The organism is Kitasatospora saccharophila, from assembly GCF_039529925.1.
GTDB lineage: Bacteria > Actinomycetota > Actinomycetes > Streptomycetales > Streptomycetaceae > Kitasatospora > Kitasatospora saccharophila.
In genome coordinates this window covers 170,706-196,122 of record NZ_BAAANS010000003.1, presented here as the reverse complement: position 1 = coordinate 196,122, position 25,417 = coordinate 170,706, and the positions used below count along the sequence as shown (strand labels likewise).

Genomic DNA, 25,417 nt, shown 5'->3' with positions numbered 1-25,417 from the left:
CAAGCAGCGCTGCGGCCGCCACCGCGTTCCGATCTTTGACAACTGCACAGTGCGACGGAGCCCGTGCGCGCCGGGAGGACGGACGGAGAGGGCGGGCCGGCCGGCCGTCGGAGAGGGTGGGAGGCTGGACGGGATCGAGTGGCGGAGTTGCCGGCCGGTCGCGCTCTGAACCCGGCGGAGCAGTGACGGCAGAGGTTCGTCGACACCGTTGGGCCGTCCCCTCCACAGGGGGGAGGGGACGGCCCAATGGCCCGGGGGCGGGGCGGTGCAAGGACCGTCAGCGGGTGGTGGGGCGGGAGCGGAGCAGGGCGCGGCCCGGGAGGGCGGTGGCGGCGAGGCAGAGCAGGGCCGTTCCGGCGGCGAGCGGCAGGGCCGTGCCGAGGGGGACGTGGGGGGAGGAGGAGGTGAGGGCGCGGGTGATCGGGGTGAGGGTGGTCCAGGCGATGGCGGCGCCGGTGGCCAGGCCGATCACGGCGATCAGCAGGGCCTCCCAGCGGAGCATCGCGCGGACCTGGCGGCGAGTGGTGCCCGCCAACCGCAGCAGGGAGATCTCGCGGCGGCGGTCCAGCACCGTCATCACCAGGGTGTTGGCGGCGCTCAGTGCCGCGAAGCCCGCCAGCACGGCAGCCATCACGTTGTTCGCCCAAGCGCCCAGTTCGCGCTGCCGGTCCGCCTGTGCCGCGTAGCCCCGGCGGTCCGTCACCGACAGCCCGCCGGGGGCGAGCCCGGACAGGGCCTCGGCGGTGGCGGCCCGGTCCGTGCCCGGGGCCTGCGCGACCAACAGTTGGGTCGGGTAGGAGGACGTGCTGTGCGCGGTGGCGGTGGCACCGGGGAGCAGCGCCTCGCCGAGGCCGAGGCCCCGGCCGTAGGTGGCGACCACCGTCGGCTCGACCCGGGTGCCGTCACCGAGCCAGAGCGGGGCCCGCTCACCGACCCGGACGCCGAGGCTGTCGGCGAGCGTCGAGTCCAGCGCGATGGTGTCCGCGGAACCGGACAGGTCGGCCAGCGAACCGGAGGTGACACCCAGGTCCAGCACCGACGGCAGGGCCGCCGGGTCACCGTCCACGCCCAGTGCGGTGGCCGTGCCCAGGACGTCGCCGGACTGCTGGTACACCAGCCCGGTCGGCCGCAGGGCGACCGCCGCGGTCACCCCGGGAACCTGCCCGGCCCGCTCCACCGTGCCCGCCGGCAGACCGGGGCGGCCGGGCTGCGCGGTCACCACCAGGTCGGCCGTCAGCCCCTGGCGGACGTGCTCGGCCGCAGTGTGCTGCAGGCTCGACTGCAGGAACACCAGCGTGCCGCAGAACGCCGTCACCATCACGATCGGCACGGTCGCCGAAGCCAGCCGCCGGGACGAGGCCCGGGCGTTGTCCGCGGCCAGCGAAGCCGGCGCCCCGCCCGCCCGCAGCAGCACACCGAACAGGCCCACCGCGCCGCGCACCAGCCACGGGCCGAGCAGCGCCACCGAGACCAGGAAGCACAGCACCACGCCCAGCGCGGTGTTCGCCACCGCCTCCCCCGTCAGGTTGGCCGCCACGACCGCGAAGACCACCGCACCCGCCGTGAACACCGCGCCCGTCACCGTCCGGGCCACCCCGGGGCGACCCGGCCCCGCAGTCGCCTCGCCGAGCGCCTGGGAAGGCCGCATCCGGGCGCTGCGCCGGGCCGCGAACCACCCGGCCGCCAGCGCCGTCACCGTGCACGCCGCGACGGCGGCCAGCACCGGCAGCGGGCCGACCCCGAGCACCACGTCCGGGGGCACCGCACCGCGCGAGACCAACTCGCCGAACCACCAGCGGGCCAGCGCCAGACCGGGCAGCACACCGATCGCCGCGGCCACCGGGGCCACCAGCGCCGCCTCCGCGGCGATCGACCGGCGGATCTGGCGGGGCGTCGCCCCGATGGTGCGCAGCAGCGCGAACTCCCGGGCCCGCTGGCCGGTCGCCAGGGCGATCGTCCCGGCCACCACGAACACCGCCGTCATGGCCGCGATCCCGCCGAAGGACCCGCCGATCCCCGTCAGCATCTCCTTGGCCCCGTACAGCGCGGGCTGTTCCACCGCGCCGCGCTGCCGGTCCGTCGACACCTGGGCCCGCCCGTCCAGCGAGTGGCGCAGTTCGTCGGCGAGGCCCCGCGGGTCGGTGCCCGGGGCGGGCCGCAGCACGATCGCGTCGATCCGGCCCGGGTGCCCGGAGATCCGGTCGGCGGTGGAGTCGGAGAACCACACCGTGGCCGAGCCGGGCTGCGCCTCGGCCAGGCCGGAGATCCGGTAGGCGGCACTGCCCGCAGGCGTGGTGAGAGTGAGGGTGTCGCCGGGGGCGAGGTGCGCGGCGCGGGCACTGGCGGTGTCCAGCACCAGTTCCCCGTCGGCGGGCGCCCGGCCCTCGGCCAGCCGCTCGCCCGGGGCGATGCCCAGTGCGCCCCAGCCCCGGCCGGTGAGCCCGGAACCGTCGGACAGCCCGTTCCCGCCGGCCGGTTCGGAAGGGCCGGACCGGCCGGTGCCGGTGGCCGAGACCTGGAACGCGGAGTCCGGCAGGGCCCGGTCGACGCCCGGCAGGGACGCCACGGTGGCGGTCAACCCGCTGTCCAGCCGGGCCCGTTCGGGGAGCGACTGGGTGATCGTCTCGGTGTCCTCGCCGCGCTTGACGGTCGACTTCACCTGCTGGTCCGCCGCCACCACGATCGGTGCGTCGGCGTACCGCACGGGTGCCACGCTCGCCGTCAGGCCGGTCTGCAGCAGCACGCCGCAGGCCGTCACGACGGCGGAGGCGAACAGCAGGGCGAGGAACGTTCCCGCGAAGGACGCGGGGCGGAAGCGCACGGCGGCGCGGGCCAGTCCGTTGCTCATGCGGTCGGCTCCAGGGTGCGGGTGGCGGTCGGTCGGGCGGTGGCGGGCCCGGGACAGCGGACCGCGCGGGGGAGAGTCGTGCGGGGGAGGGTCATGCGGCGGCCGTCGCGGGGGTGGCGGAGAGGGTGAGCATCCGGTCGGCGACGGCGCGCGGGTCGGGACGGCGGATCTCGCCGGCGAGGGTGCCGCCGGCCAGGAAGACCGCGCGGTCGGAGAAGGAGGCGGCGACCGGGTCGTGCGTGACCATCACGACCGTCGCGCCCAGGCCGTCCACCGCGTCCCGCAGGAGGCCGAGGACCTCGTGGGCGCTGCGGGTGTCGAGCGCGCCGGTCGGCTCGTCCGCGAAGATCACGTCGGGGCCGGTGACCAGCGCGCGGGCCAGCGCCACGCGCTGCTGCTGGCCGCCGGAGAGCTGCCCGGGGCGGCGCGAGGCGTGCTGGTCCAGGCCGACCCGGGACAGCAGTTCGCGGGCCCGGGCCCGGTCCTGCCGCAGACCGGCCAGGCGCTGCGGCAGCAGCACGTTCTGAAGGACCGTCAGGGACGGCAGCAGGTTGAAGGACTGGAAGACGAAACCGATCCGGGTGCGCCGCAGCTTGGTCAGCCGGTCCTCGCCGAGCGAGCTGATTTCCTGCCCGGCCAGGAACACCTGGCCCGCGTCCGGTCGGTCCAGGCCCGCCGCGCACTGCAGGAAGGTGCTCTTGCCGGAGCCGGACGGTCCCATCACGGCCGTGAAGGTGCCCGCTTCGAGCACCAGGTCGACGTCGTCGAGCGCACGCACCGCGTTCGCGCCGCGCCCGTAACTGCGGCGCACCGCGCGCAACTCCACGGCGGGCACCCCGGTGGCGGGCCGGGCGGGCCCGGGGGCGGCGGACGGGGCGGGCCGGCCGGAGGCGGAACGGCGCAGGCGGGGCGACATGGTGGAGCCTTCCTCGGAGACGGCGCCCCGGCGGTCTCGCTCCGGGACACCGTCAACGCTAGGAAACTCGCAGGTCACCCGCCATGAAGGCGGCCGGTGGCTTCGGGGTGGGGGTATCCCCACCCCCGTGGGGCGGGCAGCCCCCGGTGCGCCCGTCGGTCAGACCGGCTTCGCGGCCGAGGCCGGCAACTGGTTGGTGGCGGCCAGTACCTCGCTGTGGAGCTCCGCGCCCGCGATGCGGCGCAGTTCGGCGATCTCGGGGTCGGCGACCGACACCGTGAGGGTGTAGGGCGCGGGCCCGGTGATGGTGCGGTGGTCGTCGGTGACCGGCGTCAGACCGGCGGCCAGGGCCTGCGCGTCGACGCCCGGGCAGAGGGCGGCGGCGGGCAGCACCACGTGGACCGAGGCGCCGGCCCCGGTGACCAGCCAGCCCCGGCCGTCGGGGGTGTGGGCGGCGTCCTCCACCGCGCCGGTCAGCCCGTAGGCGGCGGCCACCACACCGTTCGGCCCCTCGATCTCGACCGCCACGCCCGCGCTGCCCAGCGGCGCGGGGAGCGCCAGAGCGGTGTCCGAGCCGGAGCCGAGCTGCAGGTCGAAGACGAACTCGCCGGGCTGGTCGGCGCCCGCCTGCCGGTACCCGTAGGAGGCGAAGCGCAGCCAGGGGCCGGTGGACTCCCCGGTGGGGACCGCATCGGCGGCGGCCGGGAAGCGGTGGTAGCCGTGTTGCCCGCACTTGCTGCCGGCGAACGTGCCGCCGTCCGGAAGTGCCCGGTCGGCGGCGGGCCGGGGGCTGCCCGGCCGGGCGCCGGCGGCGGTGACCTGCGGGGTGTGCGCCCGGTTCGGGCCGAACAGCAGACCGCCGACCACCAGCAGGACGATCAGGGTGCCGAGCACGGCCGTCCAGCGCTCGCCCCGGCTGAGCGTGCGGAACCGGGTGCCGAGCGGATCGCCGTCGCGGCGGCGCGGCCGGCGGAGGCGGAGGAAGCGCCCGGACCGCCCGGTGGAGCGGTTCCGGCGGGCCCGGGCCGGGCCGTCCACGGGCCAGCGGCGGCCGCCCGGGTCGACCGGGGGTTCGCGGCGCCAGCGTTCGGCGAGCATCCGGGCCCGGGCGGACGGTTCGTTCACGGTGGCGGCACGGACGAAGTCCTCGTCCAGGACCAGACCTTCGAACGGGTCCGGGGGCTCGATGGCATCGGGCGGGCGGCGGTCGGGCATTGCGCCAGTATGCCCGCCGGAAGAGTCGTCGCGGGACTATGTTCTGGATCACGGACGCGGCGATCCGGGAAGGTCCCGGTGGGGCCCGCCGTCCGGGGAGGACGACTGCGGTGCCGCAGATCCTGATCGACCACTCGCCGGGCCTGGAATTCGACGTGCTGGGCTTCGCCAAGGAGGTGCACCAGTTGATTCCCGAGGTCATCGAGACCCGGGCGGCCGACTGCAAGACGCTGGTGCGTCCGGCCGCGCGGCACCTGGTCGGTGACGGTGCCTCGACGGAGGCCGTGGTGCTGGTGGAGATCAAGATCCTGGCCGGCCGCAGCGCCGAGGCCAGGGGCACCCTCTCGGCCCGGGTGACCGATCTGCTGCGCGGGTACGTCCGGGTGCCGGCCGCGTTCGGTGTGGAGATCACCGAACTGGACCGGGAGAGCTACGTGTTCGTCCACCACCCCGGCCGGTGAGGGACGGGTCCGGTGCTCCTGACGGGGCGCCGGGCCCCGCGAGGTGGGGTCGATCGGTCGACCGTTGACCCACCCCGCCTGAAGGGCCGGATCGTTTTCCTCGGCCGGAGGCAGGGGAGGCGGCTGCAGGGGAAGCTCGGACGGGCCGGGGACGGCACCCGCCGGGCGGCGGTGGCGGGGCCGGGGCGGGACGGCGGGAGGGGAGGGAAGGGGACCGGGCGGGTCTGCGGGGTCAGGCGGGGCACCGACGGGGATCAGGCGGGGACCGACTGGCGGGACGTCACGGCCGGGGCGTCACGAGCAGTGCGTCACAGGCCGGGGGTGGATTCGTCGAAGAGCAGGCAGCGGGCCCGGTCGTCCAGGTCGAGGGTGCGTCCGGAGATCACCTGGCGGCCCTGTTCGTCCACCTCCCGCGCGGTGTGGTGGATGCCCTTCGCCCGGCTCAGGTCGGGGACGCGGGCGGTGCGTTCCGGGTAGCCGCTGCCCGGGAGGAAGATCAGGTACTCCCAGTCGCGGGCCGGGTTGTGCACCGTGGAGCAGGAGTTGGGTGACAGCCGGATGGTGACGAAGTCCTTGTCGTTGGCCACCGCCGAGCGTCCGAATCCGAGCACTCCCGTGCGGGTCAGGTCCAGCCGCGGGGTGGCGGTGCGCTTCTCCTGTTCGAACACCCAAATCCGGCCGGGCTCCTGTTCGTTGTAGTTCTCGTGCTCGTAGAGGCAGAACGCGTCGGCCGGGCAGGCGGCGACGCCTTGTCCGCGCACCAGGTGGGCGCCGGAGCGCTGGGCGGTGGCCGCGTTCGCGGGGCTCGCGGTGACGGCCAGCAGGAGCAGTCCGGCCGAGGCGCGAGTGATCATCTTTTCCATGTCCCACCCAACGAGACCCGGGCGGGCCGGGCACGCGGGCGCCCGGCTTTCATGACGGTCCGTCACCCGAGCGGCGGCTTTCCTCACTCAGCGCGACGGTTCGGTGTTGAAGCGTCACTGCGGGGTGGTGGGTTTCACCCGGTGAACAGGCGAGCGAGCAGTTCGGGCGGTGGTCGGGCGGCGCGGCGCGGTCCCCGGCGGGGCCGGGAAATCGGCGTGTCGGGTGGGCGGTCGGTGGTGCATGCTCGCGGGATGCTGCTGACCTGGATCGCCGAAGTGGCGGACGAACCGCTGGTGCTCGACCCCGACCGTCCGCCGGAGGGGTGGGAGACCAACACCTGGTGGATCGGCCCGGACGACGGGCCCGCCCCGCCGGTCGCCGAGGTGGTCGCCGCGTTCCGGGGCACCGCGGACGGGATCCGGCGGCGGATCGCGGACCCGCCCTACGACGGGCCCGCCACCTTCTACGTCTGGCACGACGAGCTGGCCGGTCAACTGCGCTGCTCCACCGGCTCGGTGGGACCGGACCGGTTGCCCTTCGGCGGTCCGTACTACCCGGTGGAGGAACTGGAGCCGATCGTCGAGGGGTACCTGGCCGACGAGGACCCGGGTGTCGTGCACCTGGACGAACTGCGGGATCCCGATGACGAGGCCGAAGGGGAGCCGCGGCCGTTCCCGGTCCGGGTCGCCGCGGTCGGTGCGTAGCGCGGGAGCGGCGGCCCGGGGCGGCCTTGCTTGTGCCGCTGCTCGGGGCGTGTCTATGTTGAGCGGGAGTTCGATCGTTCGGCAGGATGCAAGAAGAGGTGCAGCGGCACGATGTGTGGCCCCCGCCCGGCAGTGTGGCACGGGAGCGGAACCGGTTCGACCGGCGTTCCGCGGGCGAAGGAGGCGTGAGGTGACCGGCACCCCGGACGCCATCGGCGCCCTGCTCGGATCCGGCCCCCGGCGGGCCGTCCCGCTGCCCGAACCGGCCGAACGCGAACGCCTGCGCGTGCGGTACGGCCTGGGCAAGACCGAGACCGCGCAGGCCCTCGGCATCAGCACCAGCACCCTCACCGCCTGGGAGCAGGGCCGCCGCGACCCGCAGGGCGAGGGCCGCGCCGCGTACGCACGCCTGCTGGAGGGCATCGCCGCGCAACTCGGGGCGGAGGAGGGCGGAGAGGGACCCGCGGAGCCCGAGGCGGCCCCGGCCCCGGAGCCGACCCCGGAGCCGGAGCCGGAGGTCGCGGTGGAGCCGGAACCCGGGCCGGGGCCGGCGGTGATGCTCGACCAGCATCCGGACGGTTCGTTGGTGATGGCCGCGGCCGCGCCGTGCGTGCAGTGCGGGCAGCCGTCGGTGTACCGCGCGCAGGGCAGGCCGATGCACCTGGGCGGTTTCTGCCGTCCGCCCGTGGCCGGGTCCGCGCCCGCTCCGGTGGCCGCGCCCGCTCCGGCGCCCGTGGCCGCACCCGCGCCCGTCGCCGGGCCGGTGGCGAAGGCCGCGGTCGGGCGGGGGACGGGCGGGACGACCCGGAGCGGGGGCGGGAAGGCGCGCAAGGCCGTGGAGACGGAGGACTGGGAGCAGGCGGCCGCCGCGCGGTTCCCCGGCGGGCCGTTGGCCGTGGTGGAGGTGGCGGCGGACGGGCGCGGGCTGGTGGCGTACGGCGCGGACGGGGCGGAGCTGGCGGGGGAACCGCCGACCGGGCCGGGCGTGGCCGGTCTGCTGGAGTGGGCGCTGGCGGCCCGCCTCGGATCGGCGCGGCTGCACCGCTACGGCAAGGACGGCGACCCGCTGGTGGTGCTGACCGACGCCGCCGCCACCGAACTCGGCCTGCCGCCCGCCGGGCGCGACGAGAAGACCCAGTACGTGCCCCGGCTCGGCCGGCTGCCCGACACCCACAAGCAGGTCAAGGCGCTGGCGAAGGACGGCTGGCAGCTGACCCGGCGCGGCTTCGGCCCCTGGGCCCGGATCTACCGCGAGCCCGAGGCCGGACGCCGCCAGTGCGTGCAGCTGTGCGTGCTCCCGTGGGGCGCGCTGGACGGCGGCGGCTGGAAGCTCCCGGCGGGCCTCGCCGCCCCCGAACTCGCCCGCCTGCTCGGCACGTACGCCACCCGGGTGCACACCCCGCGCGGCTCCACCGCCGTCTCCGGGCTGGAACTCGTCACCGCGCTGCGCCCGCCGACCCGGCCGGTGCGCACCGGTAGCGGCTGGACGTCCGGCCCGGTGGAGGGCTCCCGCTCCCGGGCGTTCGACGCCGCGCCGCCCGAGGTGCCGGACGAGCACCCGCTGGCCGCCGAGCGCGAGGACGACGCCGTCCTGGTCACCGAAGCCTGGGACTGGCACCGTCCGCTCACCGACCGCGAGCAGGCCGCGCCGTTCGCCGTCGGCCTCGACGTCAACATGGCCTTCCTGGCCGCCGCCGGGCGGCTCAACGTCCCGCTCTCCGAGCCGGTCCACGAGCTGAACCCGGTCTTCGACAAGAAGACCCCCGGCAGTTGGCGCGCCGACCTCAGCGGCCTCGTCCTCGACCCGCTGCTGCCCAACCCGTTCACCGCCGACGGCGGCGCGCCCACCGGCCCCGCCTGGTACAGCACCGCCAAGCTCGCCTACGCCGTCGAGCTCGGCGCCGACGTCCGTCCCAGCGAGGGCTGGCTGCGCCACGAGTCGGGCCCCTACCTCGACCCGTGGCACAAGCGGCTGCGGCAGGCGTACGTCGACACCATGGCCGCGCTCGGCGTCCCGCTCGACCTCGCCGACCGGGACCCGGCGGCCTTCCTGGACGCGATGGCCGCGCTCGGCGGGGGCGACCCGGCCGAACTGGCCGTGCTCGGCGCGATCAAGCAGACCGCCAAGGGCACCATCGGCAAGTTCCGCGAGCGCCCGCGCGGCTTCGGCTACCGCCCCGGCCAGCGCTGGGCCGCCCTCGACCGCCCCACCTGGGACCCGCTGGTGCGCGCCCTGGTGATCGACACCGCCACCGTCAACCTGCACCGCAAACTCGTCCGGCTGCACGCCGAACTCGGCACCCCGCCGTTCGCCGTGCTCTCCGACTGCGCGGTCTTCGCCGCCCCCGGGCCGTCCGCGCCGGACGTGCTGCGCCGCCCCGACGGCGGCCTCAGCACCGCGCTGCGGCTCGGCGTCTCGCCCGGGCACGTCAAGTTCGAGGGCAGCCGGCCGCTCGCCGAGGTCCGCGAACTGATCGCCGACGGCGCCAACCCGGCCCGGCACATCAAGACCGGCGGCCTGGTCTCCGCCGACGAGTGATCCACCACCGCCGACAGAACCACCGCCGACAGATCCACCGCCGACAGATCCACCGACCAACGAACCGCTCCGGTCCAGCAGCGAGGAAGTGACGCCCCGTGGGGGAGATCGACGAAGGACTCGAACGGGTCGAGCGGACCAAGCCGATCCCGCGCACCGTGCCCGCCCGGGTCCGGTACCTGGTCAAGCGGGCCAAGGGCTCCACCCGGGCGGTCGCCGCCGAACTCGGGGTCTCCCAGCGGACCGTGCAGCGCTGGCTCAAGGGCACCATCGCCCCCAAGCCGGACGCCGCCCGCCGGATCGAGGAGCGGGTGCGGGCCACCTGGCAGCCCGGCGTCCGCCGCCGGGTCCGTCGCCGGGCCGAGGAGCAGGGCTTCATGCTGCACATCCAGGCCCGGTTCGGCTACAGCGCGGCGGGCGGCTCGACGGACGACCCGCGCGAACGGCTGATCACCCAGCACCTGCCCGGCGACGTCGCCCGCGAGCTGTACGCCGCCCGGGACGCCGGGGCGAGCGAGGCCGCGCAGCAGCGGATCCTGGCCGGCGCCCTCCAGGACCACTACTTCAAGGACCGGGGCCGCCGGGCCGACGGCCTGACCGCCGAGATCAACGACCTCGGCTGGCTGGAACTGGAGCTCTGAGCCGCCGTCACCTCCCCGGGCCGGCCGCCGGTCACGAACAGATCATGATCGCCCGGGCGGTCAGCGGGGGCCGGTAGCCTGTGCGCCGTGACAGACGCGGACGGCAAGTTGATCGGTGGGCGGTACCGGCTGATCGAGCCGGTCGGACGGGGCGGAATGGGTCGCGTCTGGCGGGGCCGGGACGAGACCCTGCACCGCGAGGTCGCCGTCAAGGAGATCCTGTTCCCGGCCGGACTGGAGGAGGAGCAGCGCGAGTTGCTGCTCCAGCGGGTGATGCGGGAGGCCCGGGTCGCGGCCGGACTCAACCACCCCGGGATCATCACGGTGTTCGACGTGGTGGAGCAGGACGGCGCCCCGGTGATCGTGATGGAGTTCGTGGTCGGCACCTCGCTGGCCGCCACCGTCCGGGACCACGGCCGGCTGCCCGCGCCCCGGGTCGCCGAGATCGGCCTGGCCGTGCTGGACGCGCTGGGCGCCGCGCACGCCGCGGGCGTCGTCCACCGGGACCTGAAGCCCGACAACATCCTGCTCAGCGGCAACCGCGTGGTGCTCACCGACTTCGGCATCGCCAGCATCGCCGACGCCACCATGTCCCTCACCAGCACCGGCACGCTGCTCGGCACCCCGGCCTACATGGCGCCCGAGCAGCTCGACGGCAAGCCCGCCAGCGCGGCCTCCGACCTGTGGTCGCTGGGCGCGACCCTGCACACCGCCGTCGAGGGCGAAGCCCCGTTCGCGGCCGGTACCCTGACCGCCCTCTACGTCGCCATCCTCACCCAGCCGCCGCGGCCGTCCCGGCACGCCGGACCGCTCGCCCCGGCGCTGCTCGGCCTGCTGGTCAAGGACCCCGGGCTGCGGCTGAACGCCGAACAGGCCGTCCGCACACTCACCGCGGCCGCCCGGCCGGCCCCCGCGACCCCGCCCGTCCCCGTCCCCGCGCCGCACCAGGGAACGGTCCGCGACGCCGTCCCGGCCGCCCCGCTCCCGGCCGCCCCGGCGCCGGCCACCCCGGCACCGCCCGTTCCGCTCGCCCCGCCGCCGCTCCCGAGCACCCCGCCCCCCGTGCCGACGGCGACCCCGGCCCACGGGCAGGCGCAGGTCCAGGCGCCGATCCCGGGCCCGGCGCCGGTGCCGTTCCCGGTCCCGGTGGACAGCCCGAACCCGTACGCCTCGCCGGCCCCGTTCCCGAACCCGTACGCCACGCCGCTGCCGCCGGTCCTGACCTCCCCGCAGGCCGCCGCGTCCGGCGGGCCCGGCAGGCGCCGCCGGATCCTGCTGTTCGGTGCCCTCGGGGTGCTCGCCGCGGTGGTGCCGGCGAGCGTCCTGGTGGCGAACCTGCTGGAGAAGAAGGAGGACCCGGGCGGTGGCGGCGGAACCTCCGCGTCGCCCTCGCTCCCGCCGTCGCCCGGGGCGAGCGGCGGGGGCACCGGCACCACCACCGCGGCGTACGACGCGGCGATCGACCAGGTGCTGAACCCGTCCGGCCGGAAGGGCGGCACCCTCAAGCTCGGCAGCTCCACCGACCTGGACTCGCTGGACCCGGCGCGCAGTTACTACGGCTACGCCTGGAACTTCCAGCGCTTCTACGTCCGCACCCTGTTCGCGTACGACGGCAAGCCCGGCCGGGCCGGCACCGTCGTGGTGCCGGACCTGGCCGCCGCCGCGCCGGACGTCTCCGACGGCGGCCGGACGTACACCGTCCGGCTGCGGCCCGGGCTGAAGTTCGAGGACGGCACGCCGATCACCGCCAAGGACGTCAAGTACGGCATCGAACGGTCCTTCGACCAGGAGACGCTGGACGGCGGCCCGACGCTGCTGGTCGACCAACTCGACCAGGGCCAGGGCTACCGGGGCCCGTACGGCGACGGCGACCCCGACAAGCTGGGCCTGCGGTCGGTGCGCACGCCGGACGACCTCACCCTGGTGTTCACCCTCGCCAAGCCGAACGCCGACTTCCCCTACCTGCTGACCCTGGGCGCCACCGCCCCCGTCCCGCAGGGCGCCGACACCCGCGACAAGTACGCCGAGAAGCCGGTCTCCTCGGGACCGTACAAGTTCCGCGCCGTGCAGACCGGCAAGAGCTACGAGCTGGAGCGCAACCCCGCCTGGGACCAGGCCGGCGACCCGCTGCGCAAGGCGCTGCCGGACCGGATCCGGCTGACCGTCGGCACCAGCGCCGACGAGATCGACTCCCGGCTGCTCTCCGGAGACCTCGACCTCGACCTGTCGCAGGCCGGACTGCAGTCCGCCGCCCGGGCCCGGGTGCTCGCCGACCCCGCGCTGAAGGCGAACGCCGACGACCCGGCCACCGGCGCCCTGCGCTACGTGGCCCTCGTCCCGGCGGTCGCGCCGTTCGACAACCAGCACTGCCGCAACGCCGTGCTGTACGCGGCCGACACCACCGCCCTGCAGACCGCGCGCGGCGGCCCGGAGAGCGGCGAACCGGCCGGCTCGATGCTCCCGCCGACCGCGACCGGCTGGGACGAGTACGACCCGTACGGGCTCCGGGACGGCCGACCCGACCAGGCCAAGGCCAAGGCCGAACTGGCCGCCTGCGGCAAGCCGGCCGGCTTCCCCGTCACGATGGCCGTCCGGGCCAACAGCCCCAAGGAGCAGGCGGCGGCGCTGACCCTGCAGAACTCGCTCAAGGCGGTCGGCATCAGCGTCAGCATCGACACCTACCAAGCCTCCGAACTGTCCGCCACCATCGGCTCGCCGAGCACCGTCAAGGCCAAGGGCTACGGGATGATCATGTCCGGCTGGAGCGCCGACTACCCGGCGGGCGGGGCCTTCCTCCAGGAGATCGCCGACGGCCGACGGATCCGCGACACCGGCAACTACAACTTCCCCGGCATCAACGACCCCGAGATCAACGGCTGGTTCGACCAGGCCGCCGGACAGACCGACCAGGCCAAGGCCGCCGACCTCTACCGGAAGATCAACCACAAGGTCACCGACGGCGCCTACTACCTGCCGTACGCCGTCAGCCGCGCGCTGAACTACCGCAATCCGCGGCTGACCAACGTCTACGTCACCGACGCCTACGGCGGCGTCGACCTCCAGGCGCTGGGCGTCTCCGACGGCAACTGAGGGCGGTCGAGGGCGGTCGACCGCGACCGAATGGGGCGACGGAAGTAGGGTGCGGGGCATGACCGTTCGTGTCCCGCTCCGCCTCTCCCGCACCACGGACCGCGGCTGCCACGGCGACCTCCTGCTGGAGCTCGGCGGCTGGCGCCACGAGTGCGACTCGTACTACCTCGCCATCGACGACTCGCCCCGGGCGGGGGCGGACATCGCCCAGGGGTTGGTCCGGCTGCTCGACCAGTGGCTGGAGCAGCTCGAACGGCTGCCTCAACTCGGCACCGGGGGAAGGGTGTTCCTGCCGTTCGACTTCTCCGACGAGTACACCGGCTGGCTGCGAGTGTCGAGCGGTGGCGGCGGCCCGGTCACGGTGGAGGCGGGGTGGAGCGGTGTCGAAGGGTGGAGCTTCCACCCGTCGGACATCGCCGCAACGGCAGGGCTGGTCGGCGACTTCAAGCCGATCGACGGTGCCGGCATCGAGTGCGGGCTCGGGGACCTCGTCGCGGCCGTCACCGGGAACCGGGTGGAGCTCGGGGCCGGAACCGCCGGTGGCACGGCCTGACGGCCTGAGGGCCTGAGGGCCCGACAACGGCGGGCGGCGGCGGGCGGGTTCCGGGCGGCCCGGCTCCGGGCGTCCGCCAGTGCCCGCCCGTCCGGCGATCGGAGAGCTGCTGCCGCAGCGGGTCCGGCTCCTCCCCGAGCAGGAGCGAGCAGATCAGGACCCCTCCAGGGGCGGAGCTCGGAGCGCGGCACCCGGTGGGCACGGCCGGGTCGTACCGGCGCGGCCCCCGGATCCGGGGGCGCGGGGCCGGTCCGGGGAGCCGCCGCGTCAAGGGCCGGTTCAGGCGCGGTAGCGGGTGGCGAGGGCGGGGCGCTGGCCGGCGAAGGCGGCGAGGTCGGCGGCGAACACCTCATCCAGGAGGCGCCGGTCCTCGACACCGGGGGCGATGACGGTCTCGCCCAGGGCGATGCCGGCCAGTGCGCCGGTGGCCAGGTCCTCGGCGCTCATCCGGGGCACGGCGCTGAGGTCCAGGCCCTGGACGGTGTGGAAGTTGGTGGCCACGACGCCCGGGCAGACCACGTGCGCGCTCACGCCGCTGCCCGCCAGTTCGGCGGCCAGCGCCTGCGTCATGGTGACCAGGTGGGCCAGGCTCCCGGCGTAGACGGCCCGGCGCGGCATCACCTCGGGCCCGGCCGGACCGCTGAAGGCGATCATGCCCGCGACGTTGAGCAGGGTGCCGCGGCCCCGGTCCAGCATCCCGCCGACGGCCGCCCGGGTCAGCAGGGTGGGGGCGAGGACCTTGACGTTGACCACTTCGCGGGCCCGCTCGGCGGGCAGCTCGGCCAGCGGCATGTAGTGCGAGACGCCGGCGTTGTTGACCAGCAGGTCCAGCGGGGCGTCGGCTACCGCGGCGGCCACGGCGTCGATGCCCGCGGGAGTGGACAGGTCGGCGACGATCGCGCGCACCTCGACGTCCGGATGGGCGGCGGCGAAGGCGTGCAGCCGCTCCTCGGTGCGGCCGACGACGATCAGGTCGCGGCCCTCGGCGGCCAGGCGTTCGGCGAAGGCCAGGCCGATGCCGGAGGTGGCGCCGGTGACCAGGGCGAGGCGGTTGCTCATCTGGGGTCCTTGGGTTCGAGGGACGCCGTCCGGGGGAGTTCGGACGTCGTTCGGGGTGCGGGGTCCGGCGGGCCGCTCTCCGGGGCCGTCGGGCGCTGGCCGGACCGCGTCCCCGCCACGGGTTCCACCTTGCGGGAGAACCGGGCCCGCAGACAGCGGACCCGCCGTCCTGGTACTGCCGGTACCAGGACGCGCGGCCACCGGGGCCGCCCCCGTTCGGCACACTGGACACATGCCGACGACACCCCTGGGCGCGGCGCTGCGGCGCCGGCGCGAACTGGTCACCCCCGAGTCCGTGGGGCTGCCCGTCGGCGGTCGGCGCCGGGCCGCCGGACTGCGGCGCGAGGAGCTGGCGCAGCTGGCCGGGGTGTCGGTCGACTACGTCACCCGCCTAGAACAGGGCCGGTCGGCGCACCCGTCCGGGCAGGTCGTCGAGGCGCTGGCCCGCGCGCTGCGCCTGGGCGACGCCGACCGCGCCCACCTGTTCGAACTGGCGGGCCTCGTCCCGCCCGGCCCCGGGGCGGTCTCCGGGCGGATCACCCCCGGCGTGCAGCGGATGCTCGACCGGCTGACCGGCACGCCCGTCGCGGTCTTCGACGCCACCTGGACCCAACTGCTGGCCAACCCGCTGTACACCGCGCTGATGGGCGAGTGGCACGGCGACGACCTGAACGGGGTGTGGCGGACCTTCCTGGGCTCCGGTTCGCGGGTGCGCCACACGCCCGAGTCGATGGGGGCGCTGCGGGTCCAGCAGGTCGCCGACCTGCGGGCGACCGCCGAGCGCTACCCGGACGACCCGCGCCTGCGCCGGCTGGTCGCCACGCTGCGGACCGGGAGCCCCGAGTTCGACGAGCTGTGGCGGCGGGCGCCCGCCGCGCCCCACCGCAGCGCGCGCAAGACGGTCGACCACCCCGTCGTCGGCGAGCTGACACTGGACTGCGACGTGCTGCACGTCACCGGCGAGGACCTGCGGATCATGGTCTACACGGCCGAGCCCGGCACCCGGGACGCCGAACGCCTCGCCCTGCTCGGCGTGATCGGGACGCAGTCCCTCGTCGGCTGAGCACTGCGTCGGCTGAGCACTGCGTGGGTCGAGCACTGCGCCGGTCGGCCACTGCCGGGGGTCTCCCGGTCGGGGCGGCCGTTCGTCGCGGTTCCCACCTGGAGGCTAGAAAGGTCTGGACCACTCCGTCAATAGGGCCGGACGGAAAGCCGGTGGGCATTCGGTTCCATCCGCCGGGAAATGCCGCTGAATATCAGGTTCCGTTTTCGGAATTCGCGGCTTCCGGCCTGGTGGAGGCCGGTCGGACGTGTCGGAACCGCCCCGCCGGGCGGGGTCGGATCCACTTGGTGAATGACAGTAAAGGTTCCTGACATTTCGTCAGTCCGATTTCACCAGTGCTTTCCTGACCTATTGACAGGTCTGGACCATTTGGAGTTGAGTCACCGCGGGTTCCCTGCCCAGCCCCGTCCTTCCCCCACGAGGAGTGGCACGTGAACAAGCAAAAGATCGCCGCCCTGCTGACCGGCGCGCTGGCCGCGACCGGCCTGGCCGTCATGGTGCCCACCACGTCGACCGCGGCGGCCGCCTGTGCGGCCCCGTACGCGGCGTCGCAGGTGTACACCGGCGGCATGTCCGCCTCGTACAACGGGCACAACTGGAACGCCAAGTGGTGGACCCAGGGCGAGACGCCGAGCACCGGCGGCTCCGGCGTCTGGGCCGACCAGGGTGCCTGTGGCGGCGGTGGCGGCACCACCCCCACCCAGGGCGCCTGCAACCACCCCACCTGGGTGGCCGGCACCCAGTACGCCACCGGCTCGATCGTCAAGTACGCGCCCAACGGCCAGTACTACATCGCCACCCACGACAACCCGGGCTACGACCCGACCATCTCCACCTGGTTCTGGAGCCCCTACGCCTGCACCGGTGGCGGCACCAGCCCGAGCCCGACCACCACCACCCCCAACCCGGGCGGCTTCGTGGTCTCCGAGGCCCAGTTCAACCAGATGTTCCCGAACCGGAACTCCTTCTACACCTACTCCGGCCTGGTCGCGGCGCTGAACGCCTACCCGGCGTTCGCCAACACCGGCTCGGACACCGTGAAGAAGCAGGAGGCCGCGGCGTTCCTGGCCAACATCAACCACGAGACCGGCGGCCTGGTCTACATCGTCGAGCAGAACACCGCCAACTACCCGCACTACTGCGACACCTCGCAGTCCTACGGCTGCCCGGCCGGGCAGTCCGCGTACTACGGCCGCGGCCCGATCCAGCTCAGCTGGAACTTCAACTACAAGGCCGCCGGCGACGCGCTCGGCATCGACCTGCTGAACAACCCGAACCTGGTGCAGACCGACGCGGCCGTCGCCTGGAAGACCGGCATCTGGTACTGGATGACCCAGAACGGCCCGGGCACCATGACCGCGCACAACGCCATGGTCAACGGCAACGGCTTCGGCGAGACCATCCGCTCCATCAACGGCTCCATCGAGTGCAACGGCGGCAACCCCGCCCAGGTGCAGAGCCGGATCAACGCCTACACCAGCTTCACCTCGATCCTCGGCGTCCCCACCGGCTCGAACCTGAGCTGCTGAGACCCTGAGACAGGGCGGGCCCGGTGGGCCCGCCCCCCGGAACACGCACCCCGCTCGCCTCTCCCCAAGTGGCGGGCGGGGTGCGCCGCCGTCAGGGGGCGGGCCGTTCGCGCAGGTGAGGCGCGGCCCGGCCGGTGGCCCGGCCGACTCCGCGGGATATCGGGGGGTCACCCCGCAGAGTCGGCCGCCCGAATGTCCGTCCGGGGCGGGCGTCCGCAAAAAACTCAGTACGTGTGCAGATCCTACGAATTGCCGCAGGGTGTTGTGCCCTACGCGGGCACGCTCTCCGGGGCGGTGCGGCGGGTGCGGGTGGCGGCCAGGCCGGCGGCGACCACCAGGGTGGTGACGGCGAGGGCGCCGACGGCGTGGGCCAGGGTGCCGGTGGGCTTGGCGGCGGCGAGCAGGATCAGCGGGCAGACGAATTCGCCGAGGAAGAAGGCGGTGTTCCACAGGCCGGTGCCGCGGCCGCGGTTGGCGGGGGTGAGCAGCGCGACGGTGCGGTTGATCAGGGTGGGCAGCAGCATGCCGGTGCCGAGGCAGTTGACGACGGCTCCGAGGACGAGGAGGGGGATGGTGTCGGCGAGGGCGATGATGGCGAAGCCGGCGGCGCAGAGGGTGAGGGTCCAGGGGAGCAGGCGGTCGGCGTGGTCGGTGAGGCGGGTGAAGGTGGCGGCGCCGGCGACGGTGGCGGCGCTGGCGATGGCGGTGCACAGGCCGATGGTGGCGGGGGCTTCGGTGCCGAGGTCCTTGAGGAGGAAGGAGGTTTCGACGGGGATGGTGTAGAAGACGATCGCGCCGAAGAAGGTCAGGGCGCAGGGGGCCAGCAGGCGGCGCAGCAGCGGCCCGAAGGGGTCCAGGGCCGGGGTCGGGGCGTGGTCGGTGCGGCGGCCGGTGGGGCGGAGCATGGTGGCGAGCAGGGGGGCGAGGAGCAGGCCGATGGCGTAGGCCCAGAAGGGGGCGCGCCAGCCGGCGGAGCCGGCGGCGCCGCCGAGGGCGAAGAAGGCGGTGGCGGAGACGGCGGAGCAGATGGCTTGGAGGGCGAGGTACTTCTCGCGTTGCTTGCCGTTCCAGTAGTCGCCGATCAGGGTGGTGCAGCAGGTCATGATGGCGGATTCGGCGACGCCGACCAGGGCGCGGCTGGCGATGATCGCGGGTAGTGAGTCGAGCCAGAGGGGGGCGGTGCCGACGATGGCGTAGAGGAGGGTGGCGATCACGAGCAGGCGGTGGCGGCCGAGGCGGTCGATGATGGCGCCGGCGAAGGGGGCCATGATCGCGAGGGAGAGTGCGGGGATGGTCAGGGCCATCGGGGCGAGGGCGTCGACGCCGGAGACCGTGGCGAAGTGGTCCTGGAGCTTGGGCAGGACGGGGGCGATCAGGACGGCGCCGAGGATGGGCAGGCAGCTGCCCGCCAGCAGCAGGGTCAGGGTCAGTCGCGGCCGGGCGAGGACCGGGCCCGGTGCGGGGGCGTCCGGGTGGAGGGGGGCGGGCATGGCGGCTCCGTTCGTGGGGGGCGGGACCGCGGCCGGGTGGGACGGGCGCGTGTCGGTCCGCCCGGCCGGGACGGCGGTGGCGGTGCCGGCGGGGAGCGCCGTGGTGACGGGCCGGGGTGGCAGTCATCCTGGACGGACGGAGGGCTCCGGGGGAATGCCCCTGCTGATCGATTGTGTGAATACCCGTCATCCGTCGGACGGATGGCCGGGCGTCCGCTCCCGGAGTTCGGCGCTGACCCGGGCGGCGGTCTCGCGCAGCCACTGGTGGGCGGCGTCCGGGGTGTGGATGGGGTGCCACCACAGGGCCTCGGTGAGCGGGACGGGGTCGAACGGGCAGGGCAGGGTGCGCACGCCGTCCTGCGGGCCGAGGAGGTGGGCGAGGCGTTCCTGGATCAGGGCGATCCGGCGGGTGCCGGCGACCATGGCGGGCAGCAGCTGGAAGGTCCCCACCGAGACCTCGACCCGCGGTTCGATGCCGAGCAGGGCGAGTTGCCGGGTGGCGGGGGCGTCGTGGGTGCGCTGGTAGACGGCCCAGGGCAGGCGGGCCAGGTCGTCCAGGGTCAGGGCGTCGGCGACCTCGGGGTGGTCGTCGGCGACCAGGCAGACCCAGCGGTCGGTGTACAGGTCGAGGGACGGGTAGCCGGTGATCACGCCGTGCGGCAGCAGCAGTCCGTCGGCGGCGCCGAGGAAGTCGGTGATCGAGTCGACCAGGGTGGGGCCGACCTGCTGGAAGCGCAGCCGGATGCCGGGGGCCTCGGCGTGCAGGACGCGGGCGAGGCGGGCGCCGAAGACGGCGGCGCCGTAGTCGGAGGAGAGCAGGGTGAACTCGCGTTCGGCGGTGGCGGGTTCGAAGGACGACTGGCAGGTGAAGACCCGTTCCAGCAGGTCGCAGGCGGGGCCGGTCATGGTGAGCAGCGCGGTGCCGAGCGGGGTGAGGGCGTAGCTGTTGCCGGACCGGGTGAGCAGCGGGTCGTCGAAGTGCTTGCGCAGCCGGGCCAGGGCGGCGCTCATGGCGGGCTGGCTGAGTCCGAGCCGCCGGCCGGCCCGGGTGACGTTGCGCTCCTCCAGCAGGGCGCGCAGCGCGGGGAGCAGGTTGAGGTCGAGGGTCGCGAGGTTCATCGAGGTCGGCTCGCTTATCCGTGTCGTGGATGATGGGTATCAATAGAATTGATTTCCATGATTGCCGTGCCGGGGCCACATTAGTCGCAACGCATCGAGAGGAAACCTCGTGGCAACACACGCGCAACTCTGCGGCCCCTTCGCGCTCGGCACCTTCGCCGACGGCGACGGCGCGCCCTTCCCCGGCCTGGTGGCCGAGGGCCGGGTCCTGGACCTCCGCGGCCGCCCCGCGCTCGGCAGTCCCGCCACCACCCGCGACCTGCTGGAGCGCTGGGACGAGGCACTGCCCGTCCTGCACGACCTCGCGGCCCGCGCGGACGCCGCCTGGCGGCCCGTCGACGGCCTGCGCACCCTGGCCCCGGTCGAGCCCCGGCAGCTGCTGCAGTCCGGCGCCAACTACCGGCAGCACGTGATCGACCTGGCGATCGCGCACCGCCCCGCCGGGGACACCCGCCCGGTCGAGCAGGCCCGCGCCGAGATCGGCGCGATGATGGACCGGCGCGCCGCCGAGGACCAGCCGTACGTGTTCATCGGCCTGCCGTCCTCGATCACCGGCCCGTACGACGACGTCGTCCTCCCGCACTGGTGCACCAAGCCGGACTGGGAGTTGGAGCTCGCCGCCGTCATCGGCGCCCCCGCCTACCGGGTCACCCCGCAGGAGGCGCTCGCCCACGTCGCGGCGTACACCATCGCCAACGACCTGACGGCCCGGGAGCTGGTCTTCCGCCGCGACATGCCGGAGATCGGCACCGACTGGCTGCGCTGCAAGAACGCCCCCGGCTTCACCCCGCTCGGCCCCTACCTGGTGCCCGCCGCCTTCGTCGGGGACCCGTCCGACCTGCGGGTCACGCTGGAGCTGAACGGCGAGACCATGCAGGACGAGTCGACCGCCGACATGCTGTTCGACGTGGCGCGGATGGTCTCCTACGCCTCGCAGACCACCCGGCTGCTGCCCGGAGACGTGATCCTCACCGGCAGCCCGGCCGGCAACGGCATGCACTGGGGCCGCTTCCTGGCCGACGGCGACGTCATGGACGGCGCCATCACCGGCCTCGGCGCCCAGCGCACCCGCTGCGTGAAGGAGCCGGCGTGAACGCCCCCGACCGCACCGACCCCGAGGGCGCGATAGCCGCCGCCGCGAAGGCGTACTCCAACTGGGGCCGCTGGGGCGCCGACGACCGCCTCGGCACCCTCAACTTCCTGGACGAGGCCAAGCGGCGGCAAGCGGCCGGGCTGATCCGGCAGGGCGTCAGCTTCTCGCTCTCCCAGCGCTTCGACATGGACGGCCCGCAGAAGGGCTGGCGCCGCCGCACCAACCCCGTGCACACCATGCTCGACACCGGCACCGACGCCGCCGCCGGCCTGCAGGGCTTCCCGCACGGCATCGGCGGCGCGGACGACGTGATCGCCATGCCGCTGCAGTGCTCCACCCAGTGGGACGGCCTCGGCCACATCTTCGACCACGGCCGGGCGTGGAACGGCCGCGACGCCGCCACCACCGTCACCTCCGACGGCGACCGGGTCACCGGCATCGAGCACATGGCCCACCAGATCGCCGGCCGCGGCGTCCTGCTCGACGTCGGACGCGCGATCGGCACCGACGGCGAACTGCCCGACGGCTTCGCGATCACCGAGGAGCACCTGCGCGCCACCATCGAGGCCCAGGGCCCGAGTTCGGCCGTCGGCCGCGGCGACATCGTGATCGTCCGCACCGGACAGTTCAGCCGGGTGCGGCGCGACGGCTGGGGCGAGTACGCGGGCGGACCGGCACCCGGCCTGTCCTTCACCACCGCCGGCTGGCTGCACCGCACCGAGATCGCCGCGATCGCCACCGACACCTGGGGCTTCGAGGTCCGCCCCAACGAGTTCGACCACGCCTTCCAGCCGCTGCACCAGGTCGCCATCCCCAACATCGGCCTGCTGATCGGCGAGATGTGGGACCCGGACGCCCTCGCCGAACACTGCGCCGCCGACGGCAGCTACGAGTTCTGGCTGACCGCCGCCCCGCTGCCGATCACCGGCGCGGTCGGCTCCCCGGTCAACCCGGTCGCCGTCAAGTAGTCCGCGCGACCGTCCCGGACCGCCGGTCGGTCGACACGCCCGGACAGCCCTCGGCCGGCCGGTTCTCCTTCCCCTTTCCCTCCCGCCCGCCGCGTGACGAGGCGCGGCCCACCCGCCAGGGAGCACCCCCCATGACATCAACCAGTGTCCGATCCGTTCTGGTGATCGGCGGCGGCACCGCAGGCAACGGCCTCGCCGTCCTGCTGCGCCGGGCCGGGATCGACGTCGACCTGGTCGAGGCCAAGCCCGACTGGAACGTCTCCGGCTCCGGAATCACCTTGCAGGGCAACGCACTTCGCGCCCTGCGCGAGATCGGCGTCTGGGAGCGGGTCCGGGAGTCGGGCTTCGCGTTCGACTCCGTCGGCCTCACCGCCCCCGACGGCACCGTGCTGCACGTCGCCCGCGACGTGCGCACCGGCGGCGAGGACCTGCCCGCCACCGTCGGCATGCAGCGCCCCCGGCTGCAGGAGATCCTGATCGACGCCGTGCGGGCGTCCGGCGCGAACGTCCGGCTCGGCACCACCGTCACCGCGCTGCGCGGCGACGCGGACGGCGTGGACGCCGAGTTCTCCGACGGCACTTCGGGCCGCTACGACCTGGTGGTCGGCGCGGACGGCATCTCCTCCGCGACCCGCGCCATGATCGGCATCGAGGAGCGCCCCGAACCCACCGGCATGGCGATCTGGCGCACCCCCGCCCCGCGCCCGGCCGGCGTCGAGCGCACCGACCTGACCTACGGCGGCGCCGCGTACATCGCCGGGTACTGCCCGACCGGCCCCGACACCGTCTACGCCTACCTGGTCGAACCCAAGCGCGACCGCGCCACCATCGACCCCGCCGGCTACGCCGAGGAGATGCGCCGGCTGGCGGCCGGGTACGGCGGCCACTGGGAGCAGATCGCCGCCTCCCTCACCGACCCGGCGCAGGTCAACTACACCTGGTTCGACCGGCACCTGGTCGAGGGCCCCTGGCACCGCGGCCGGGTCGTGCTGGTCGGCGACGCCGCGCACGCCTGCCCGCCCACCCTCGCCCAGGGCGCCGCGATGTCCCTGGAGGACGCCCTCGTCCTGGCCGAACTCCTCACCTCCGCCGACGAGTTCGACGAACAGCTGCTCGCCGACTACCGGGCCCGCCGACTGCCGCGGGTCCGGATGGTGGTGGAGAACTCCTGCCAGCTGGGCCAGTGGCTGATGGACGGCGTCCGCGACGCCGACGTCCCCGGCCTGATGGCCCGCACCAGCGCCGTCCTGAAGGAACTCCCGTGACCCACCCGACCGTCGACGTCCACGCCCACCTGCTGCTGCCCGAGGTCGAGGCGCTCGTCGCCGCAGAGCCCGGCCTCGCCCACGCCAAGGCGCTGGACGCCCGCCGCAACGGCCCCCGGGCCCTCTCCGTCAGCGGCCCGATGGTCGCCGCCCGGATCCCGCTGCTCACCGACCCGGCCGCCCGGCTCGCCGCCATGGACGCCCAGGGCGTCGACGTGCAACTGGTCTCCCCGTCGCCCTCGCACTACCACTACTGGGCCGCCGAGGAGACGGCGCGCAAGGTCTGGGAGGCGGCGAACACCGCCACCGCCGCGCACTGCGCCGCCGCCCCCGACCGGCTGCGCGGCCTCGGACTCGTCCCGCTCCAGCACCCGCACCTCGCCGTCGAAGCCCTCGACCACGCGCTGTCCCTCGGCCTGCTCGGCGTCGAACTCTCCAGCCACGCACCCGGGGTGGAACTCTCCGACCCCGGGCTGGAGCCGCTGTGGGCCCGGGCCGCCGAGACCGGCGCGGTGCTGTTCCTGCACCCCTTCGGCTGCACCCTCGACGAGCGCCTCGACCGCTGGTACCTGTCCAACACCGTCGGCCAGCCCACCGAGAACGCCGTCGCCCTCTCCCACCTCGTCTTCTCCGGCGTCCTCGACCGCCACCCCGGCCTGAAACTGATCGCCGCGCACGGCGGCGGCTACCTCCCCACCCACATCGGCCGCTCCGACCACGCCTGGCGGGCCCGCCCCGACGCCCGCGGCTGCGCGCGCGAACCCAGCTCCTACCTGCGCCGGCTGTACTTCGACTCGCTGGTCCACGACCCCTACGTCCTGCGGGAGTTGATCCGCGCGGCGGGCGCTGACAGGGTGCTGCTCGGCTCCGACTTCCCGTTCGACATGGGTACCGAGGACCCGCTCGCCGCCCTCGCCGAGGCCGGTCTGCCGCCCGCCGACCACGCCGCCGTCCGCGGCGCCAACGCCGCCGCCCTGCTGGGCCTCTGACCCCCCCGACGACGTTTCCCACCGAGGAGGACCACCCATGAACCGCCTGCTCACCCACCTGCGGCACGTCGACCTCGCCGTGCCCGACTTCGAGAAGCAGCTCGACTTCTACTCCGGCGTCTGGGGCCTGACCGAGACCGCCTCCGACCACGGGATCTCCTTCCTGGCCGCCGAGGGCTCCCCCGAGCAGTACGTGGTGCGCCTGCGCCGAGCGGAGGAGAAGCGCCTCGACCTGGTCTCCTACGGCGCCGCGAACCCCGCCGACGTCGACACCCTCGCCGAGCAACTCCTCGCTGAGGGAGTCCAGTTGATCACCCGCCCGGGCGCCGTCGACACCCCCGGCGGCGGCTACGGCTTCCGCTTCTTCGACTGCGACGGCCGCACGATCGAGGTCTCCGCCGACGTCGCCGCCCGGCAGCACCGCCGGATCGAGACCCAGGAGTCGATCCCCGTCCGGCTCTCCCACGTCGTCCTCAACTCGCCCGACCTGGACCGCACCCGGCTCTGGTACGAGCAGCACCTCGGCTTCCGGCTCTCCGACACGCTCTCCTCCCCGCACATGGGCGAGGTCATGCACTTCATGCGGATCAGCAACCAGCACCACTCGATGGCCCTCGCCAAGGGCCCGCACACCTCGCTGCACCACGTCTCGTTCGAACTGCGCGGCCTGGACGAGTACATGTACGGCACCGGGCGGGTACTGCGGGCGGGCGTCCGCAAGATCTGGGGCCCCGGCCGGCACCTGGCGGGCAACAACACCTTCTCGTACTTCCTCGACCCGCACGGCAACACGGTCGAGTACACCACCGAGCTGGAGAACCTCGACGAGGACACCTGGCACCCGCACGTCTACGACTTCTCGCAGCCCGAGGTCACCGACCAGTGGGGCACCGCCAACCCGATGAGCGAGATCGTCGCCAAGGAGTCCTTCAACGACGTCGACCGCGGCGTCTTCGTCGCCCCGCCCGTGTGACCCGCTGAGACCACCCCACCAAGCCCCGGGGGCGCGGC

At 74.4% G+C, this 25,417-nt stretch carries 20 protein-coding genes; 13 read left to right on the top strand and 7 right to left on the bottom strand.

All coding sequences use genetic code 11. The features are described from left to right. Positions 1-277: 277 nt before the first annotated feature. From ABD345_RS03930 to ABD345_RS03920, 3 genes are all read right to left on the bottom strand, one after another. Complete coding sequence (locus ABD345_RS03930; RefSeq protein ID WP_344550275.1) at positions 278-2,848, bottom strand: FtsX-like permease family protein; 2,571 nt, start codon at positions 2,846-2,848, stop codon at positions 278-280. Between the two features lie 91 nt (positions 2,849-2,939). After that, entirely contained in the window at positions 2,940-3,764 is an 825-nt protein-coding gene (locus ABD345_RS03925) for an ABC transporter ATP-binding protein (RefSeq protein ID WP_344550274.1), read from the bottom strand. 159 nt (positions 3,765-3,923) lie between these two features. Next, on the bottom strand, positions 3,924-4,979 hold the full coding sequence (locus ABD345_RS03920) for an SCO2583/SCO2584 N-terminal domain-containing protein (RefSeq protein ID WP_344550273.1): 1,056 nt from the start codon (positions 4,977-4,979) through the stop codon (positions 3,924-3,926). 110 nt (positions 4,980-5,089) lie between these two features. Here ABD345_RS03920 and ABD345_RS03915 point away from each other — a divergent pair, with 110 nt between their 5' ends. Beyond that, complete coding sequence (locus ABD345_RS03915; RefSeq protein ID WP_344550272.1) at positions 5,090-5,440, top strand: 5-carboxymethyl-2-hydroxymuconate Delta-isomerase; 351 nt, start codon at positions 5,090-5,092, stop codon at positions 5,438-5,440. Positions 5,441-5,748: 308 nt separating this feature from the next. On the opposite strand, the gene ABD345_RS03910 is transcribed toward ABD345_RS03915, so the two are convergent. Next, positions 5,749-6,294 (bottom strand): hypothetical protein, encoded by a 546-nt coding sequence (locus tag ABD345_RS03910; protein WP_344550271.1) that lies wholly within the window; start codon positions 6,292-6,294, stop codon positions 5,749-5,751. Positions 6,295-6,555: 261 nt separating this feature from the next. On the opposite strand from ABD345_RS03910, the gene ABD345_RS03905 reads away from it, so the two are divergent. The 5 genes from ABD345_RS03905 (at position 6,556) to ABD345_RS03885 (ending at position 13,831) form a co-directional block, all read left to right on the top strand. Continuing rightward, on the top strand, positions 6,556-7,008 hold the full coding sequence (locus ABD345_RS03905; RefSeq protein WP_344550270.1) for a hypothetical protein: 453 nt from the start codon (positions 6,556-6,558) through the stop codon (positions 7,006-7,008). Between the two features lie 190 nt (positions 7,009-7,198). Further along, positions 7,199-9,547 (top strand): telomere-associated protein Tap, encoded by a 2,349-nt coding sequence (gene tap / locus ABD345_RS03900; RefSeq protein WP_344550269.1) that lies wholly within the window; start codon positions 7,199-7,201, stop codon positions 9,545-9,547. 98 nt (positions 9,548-9,645) lie between these two features. Continuing rightward, entirely contained in the window at positions 9,646-10,188 is a 543-nt protein-coding gene (gene tpg, locus ABD345_RS03895) for a telomere-protecting terminal protein Tpg (RefSeq protein WP_344550268.1), read from the top strand. A gap of 87 nt (positions 10,189-10,275) precedes the next feature. Continuing rightward, complete coding sequence (locus tag ABD345_RS03890; RefSeq protein ID WP_344550267.1) at positions 10,276-13,278, top strand: ABC transporter substrate-binding protein; 3,003 nt, start codon at positions 10,276-10,278, stop codon at positions 13,276-13,278. Between the two features lie 58 nt (positions 13,279-13,336). Continuing rightward, positions 13,337-13,831: a hypothetical protein gene (locus tag ABD345_RS03885; RefSeq protein ID WP_344550266.1), complete on the top strand. Its 495-nt coding sequence runs from the start codon at positions 13,337-13,339 to the stop codon at positions 13,829-13,831. A 279-nt stretch (positions 13,832-14,110) separates the two neighbouring features. Here the strand turns inward: ABD345_RS03885 and ABD345_RS03880 are convergent, their stop codons facing one another. Beyond that, positions 14,111-14,890 carry an SDR family NAD(P)-dependent oxidoreductase gene (locus ABD345_RS03880; protein ID WP_344550265.1) on the bottom strand — a complete coding sequence of 260 codons (780 nt, stop codon included), beginning with the start codon at positions 14,888-14,890 and terminating at the stop codon, positions 14,111-14,113. 232 nt (positions 14,891-15,122) lie between these two features. Between ABD345_RS03880 and ABD345_RS03875 the strand changes: the two genes are divergently transcribed. Both ABD345_RS03875 and ABD345_RS03870 read left to right on the top strand, forming a co-directional pair. Next, positions 15,123-15,953 carry a helix-turn-helix transcriptional regulator gene (locus ABD345_RS03875; RefSeq protein WP_344550264.1) on the top strand — a complete coding sequence of 277 codons (831 nt, stop codon included), beginning with the start codon at positions 15,123-15,125 and terminating at the stop codon, positions 15,951-15,953. A 431-nt stretch (positions 15,954-16,384) separates the two neighbouring features. Further along, on the top strand, positions 16,385-17,482 hold the full coding sequence (locus tag ABD345_RS03870; RefSeq protein WP_344550263.1) for a glycoside hydrolase family 19 protein: 1,098 nt from the start codon (positions 16,385-16,387) through the stop codon (positions 17,480-17,482). A 269-nt stretch (positions 17,483-17,751) separates the two neighbouring features. Here the strand turns inward: ABD345_RS03870 and ABD345_RS03865 are convergent, their stop codons facing one another. Next, on the bottom strand, positions 17,752-18,972 hold the full coding sequence (locus ABD345_RS03865) for an MFS transporter (protein ID WP_344550262.1): 1,221 nt from the start codon (positions 18,970-18,972) through the stop codon (positions 17,752-17,754). Between the two features lie 186 nt (positions 18,973-19,158). After that, positions 19,159-20,091 carry a LysR family transcriptional regulator gene (locus ABD345_RS03860; protein ID WP_344550261.1) on the bottom strand — a complete coding sequence of 311 codons (933 nt, stop codon included), beginning with the start codon at positions 20,089-20,091 and terminating at the stop codon, positions 19,159-19,161. A 109-nt stretch (positions 20,092-20,200) separates the two neighbouring features. On the opposite strand from ABD345_RS03860, the gene ABD345_RS03855 reads away from it, so the two are divergent. The 5 genes from ABD345_RS03855 (at position 20,201) to ABD345_RS03835 (ending at position 25,379) form a co-directional block, all read left to right on the top strand. Further along, positions 20,201-21,184 (top strand): fumarylacetoacetate hydrolase family protein, encoded by a 984-nt coding sequence (locus tag ABD345_RS03855; protein WP_344550260.1) that lies wholly within the window; start codon positions 20,201-20,203, stop codon positions 21,182-21,184. Further along, entirely contained in the window at positions 21,181-22,152 is a 972-nt protein-coding gene (locus ABD345_RS03850) for a cyclase family protein (protein WP_344550259.1), read from the top strand. Before ABD345_RS03855 ends, ABD345_RS03850 begins: the two co-directional genes overlap by 4 nt. Before the next feature lie 131 nt (positions 22,153-22,283). Then, complete coding sequence (locus ABD345_RS03845; protein ID WP_344550258.1) at positions 22,284-23,417, top strand: FAD-dependent oxidoreductase; 1,134 nt, start codon at positions 22,284-22,286, stop codon at positions 23,415-23,417. Then, the gene (locus ABD345_RS03840) at positions 23,414-24,406 is read left to right on the top strand and encodes an amidohydrolase family protein (RefSeq protein WP_344550256.1); all 993 of its coding nucleotides are present in this window, start codon (positions 23,414-23,416) and stop codon (positions 24,404-24,406) included. Before ABD345_RS03845 ends, ABD345_RS03840 begins: the two co-directional genes overlap by 4 nt. A gap of 37 nt (positions 24,407-24,443) precedes the next feature. Further along, positions 24,444-25,379: a VOC family protein gene (locus ABD345_RS03835; RefSeq protein ID WP_344550255.1), complete on the top strand. Its 936-nt coding sequence runs from the start codon at positions 24,444-24,446 to the stop codon at positions 25,377-25,379. The last annotated feature ends 38 nt before the right edge of the window (positions 25,380-25,417 follow it).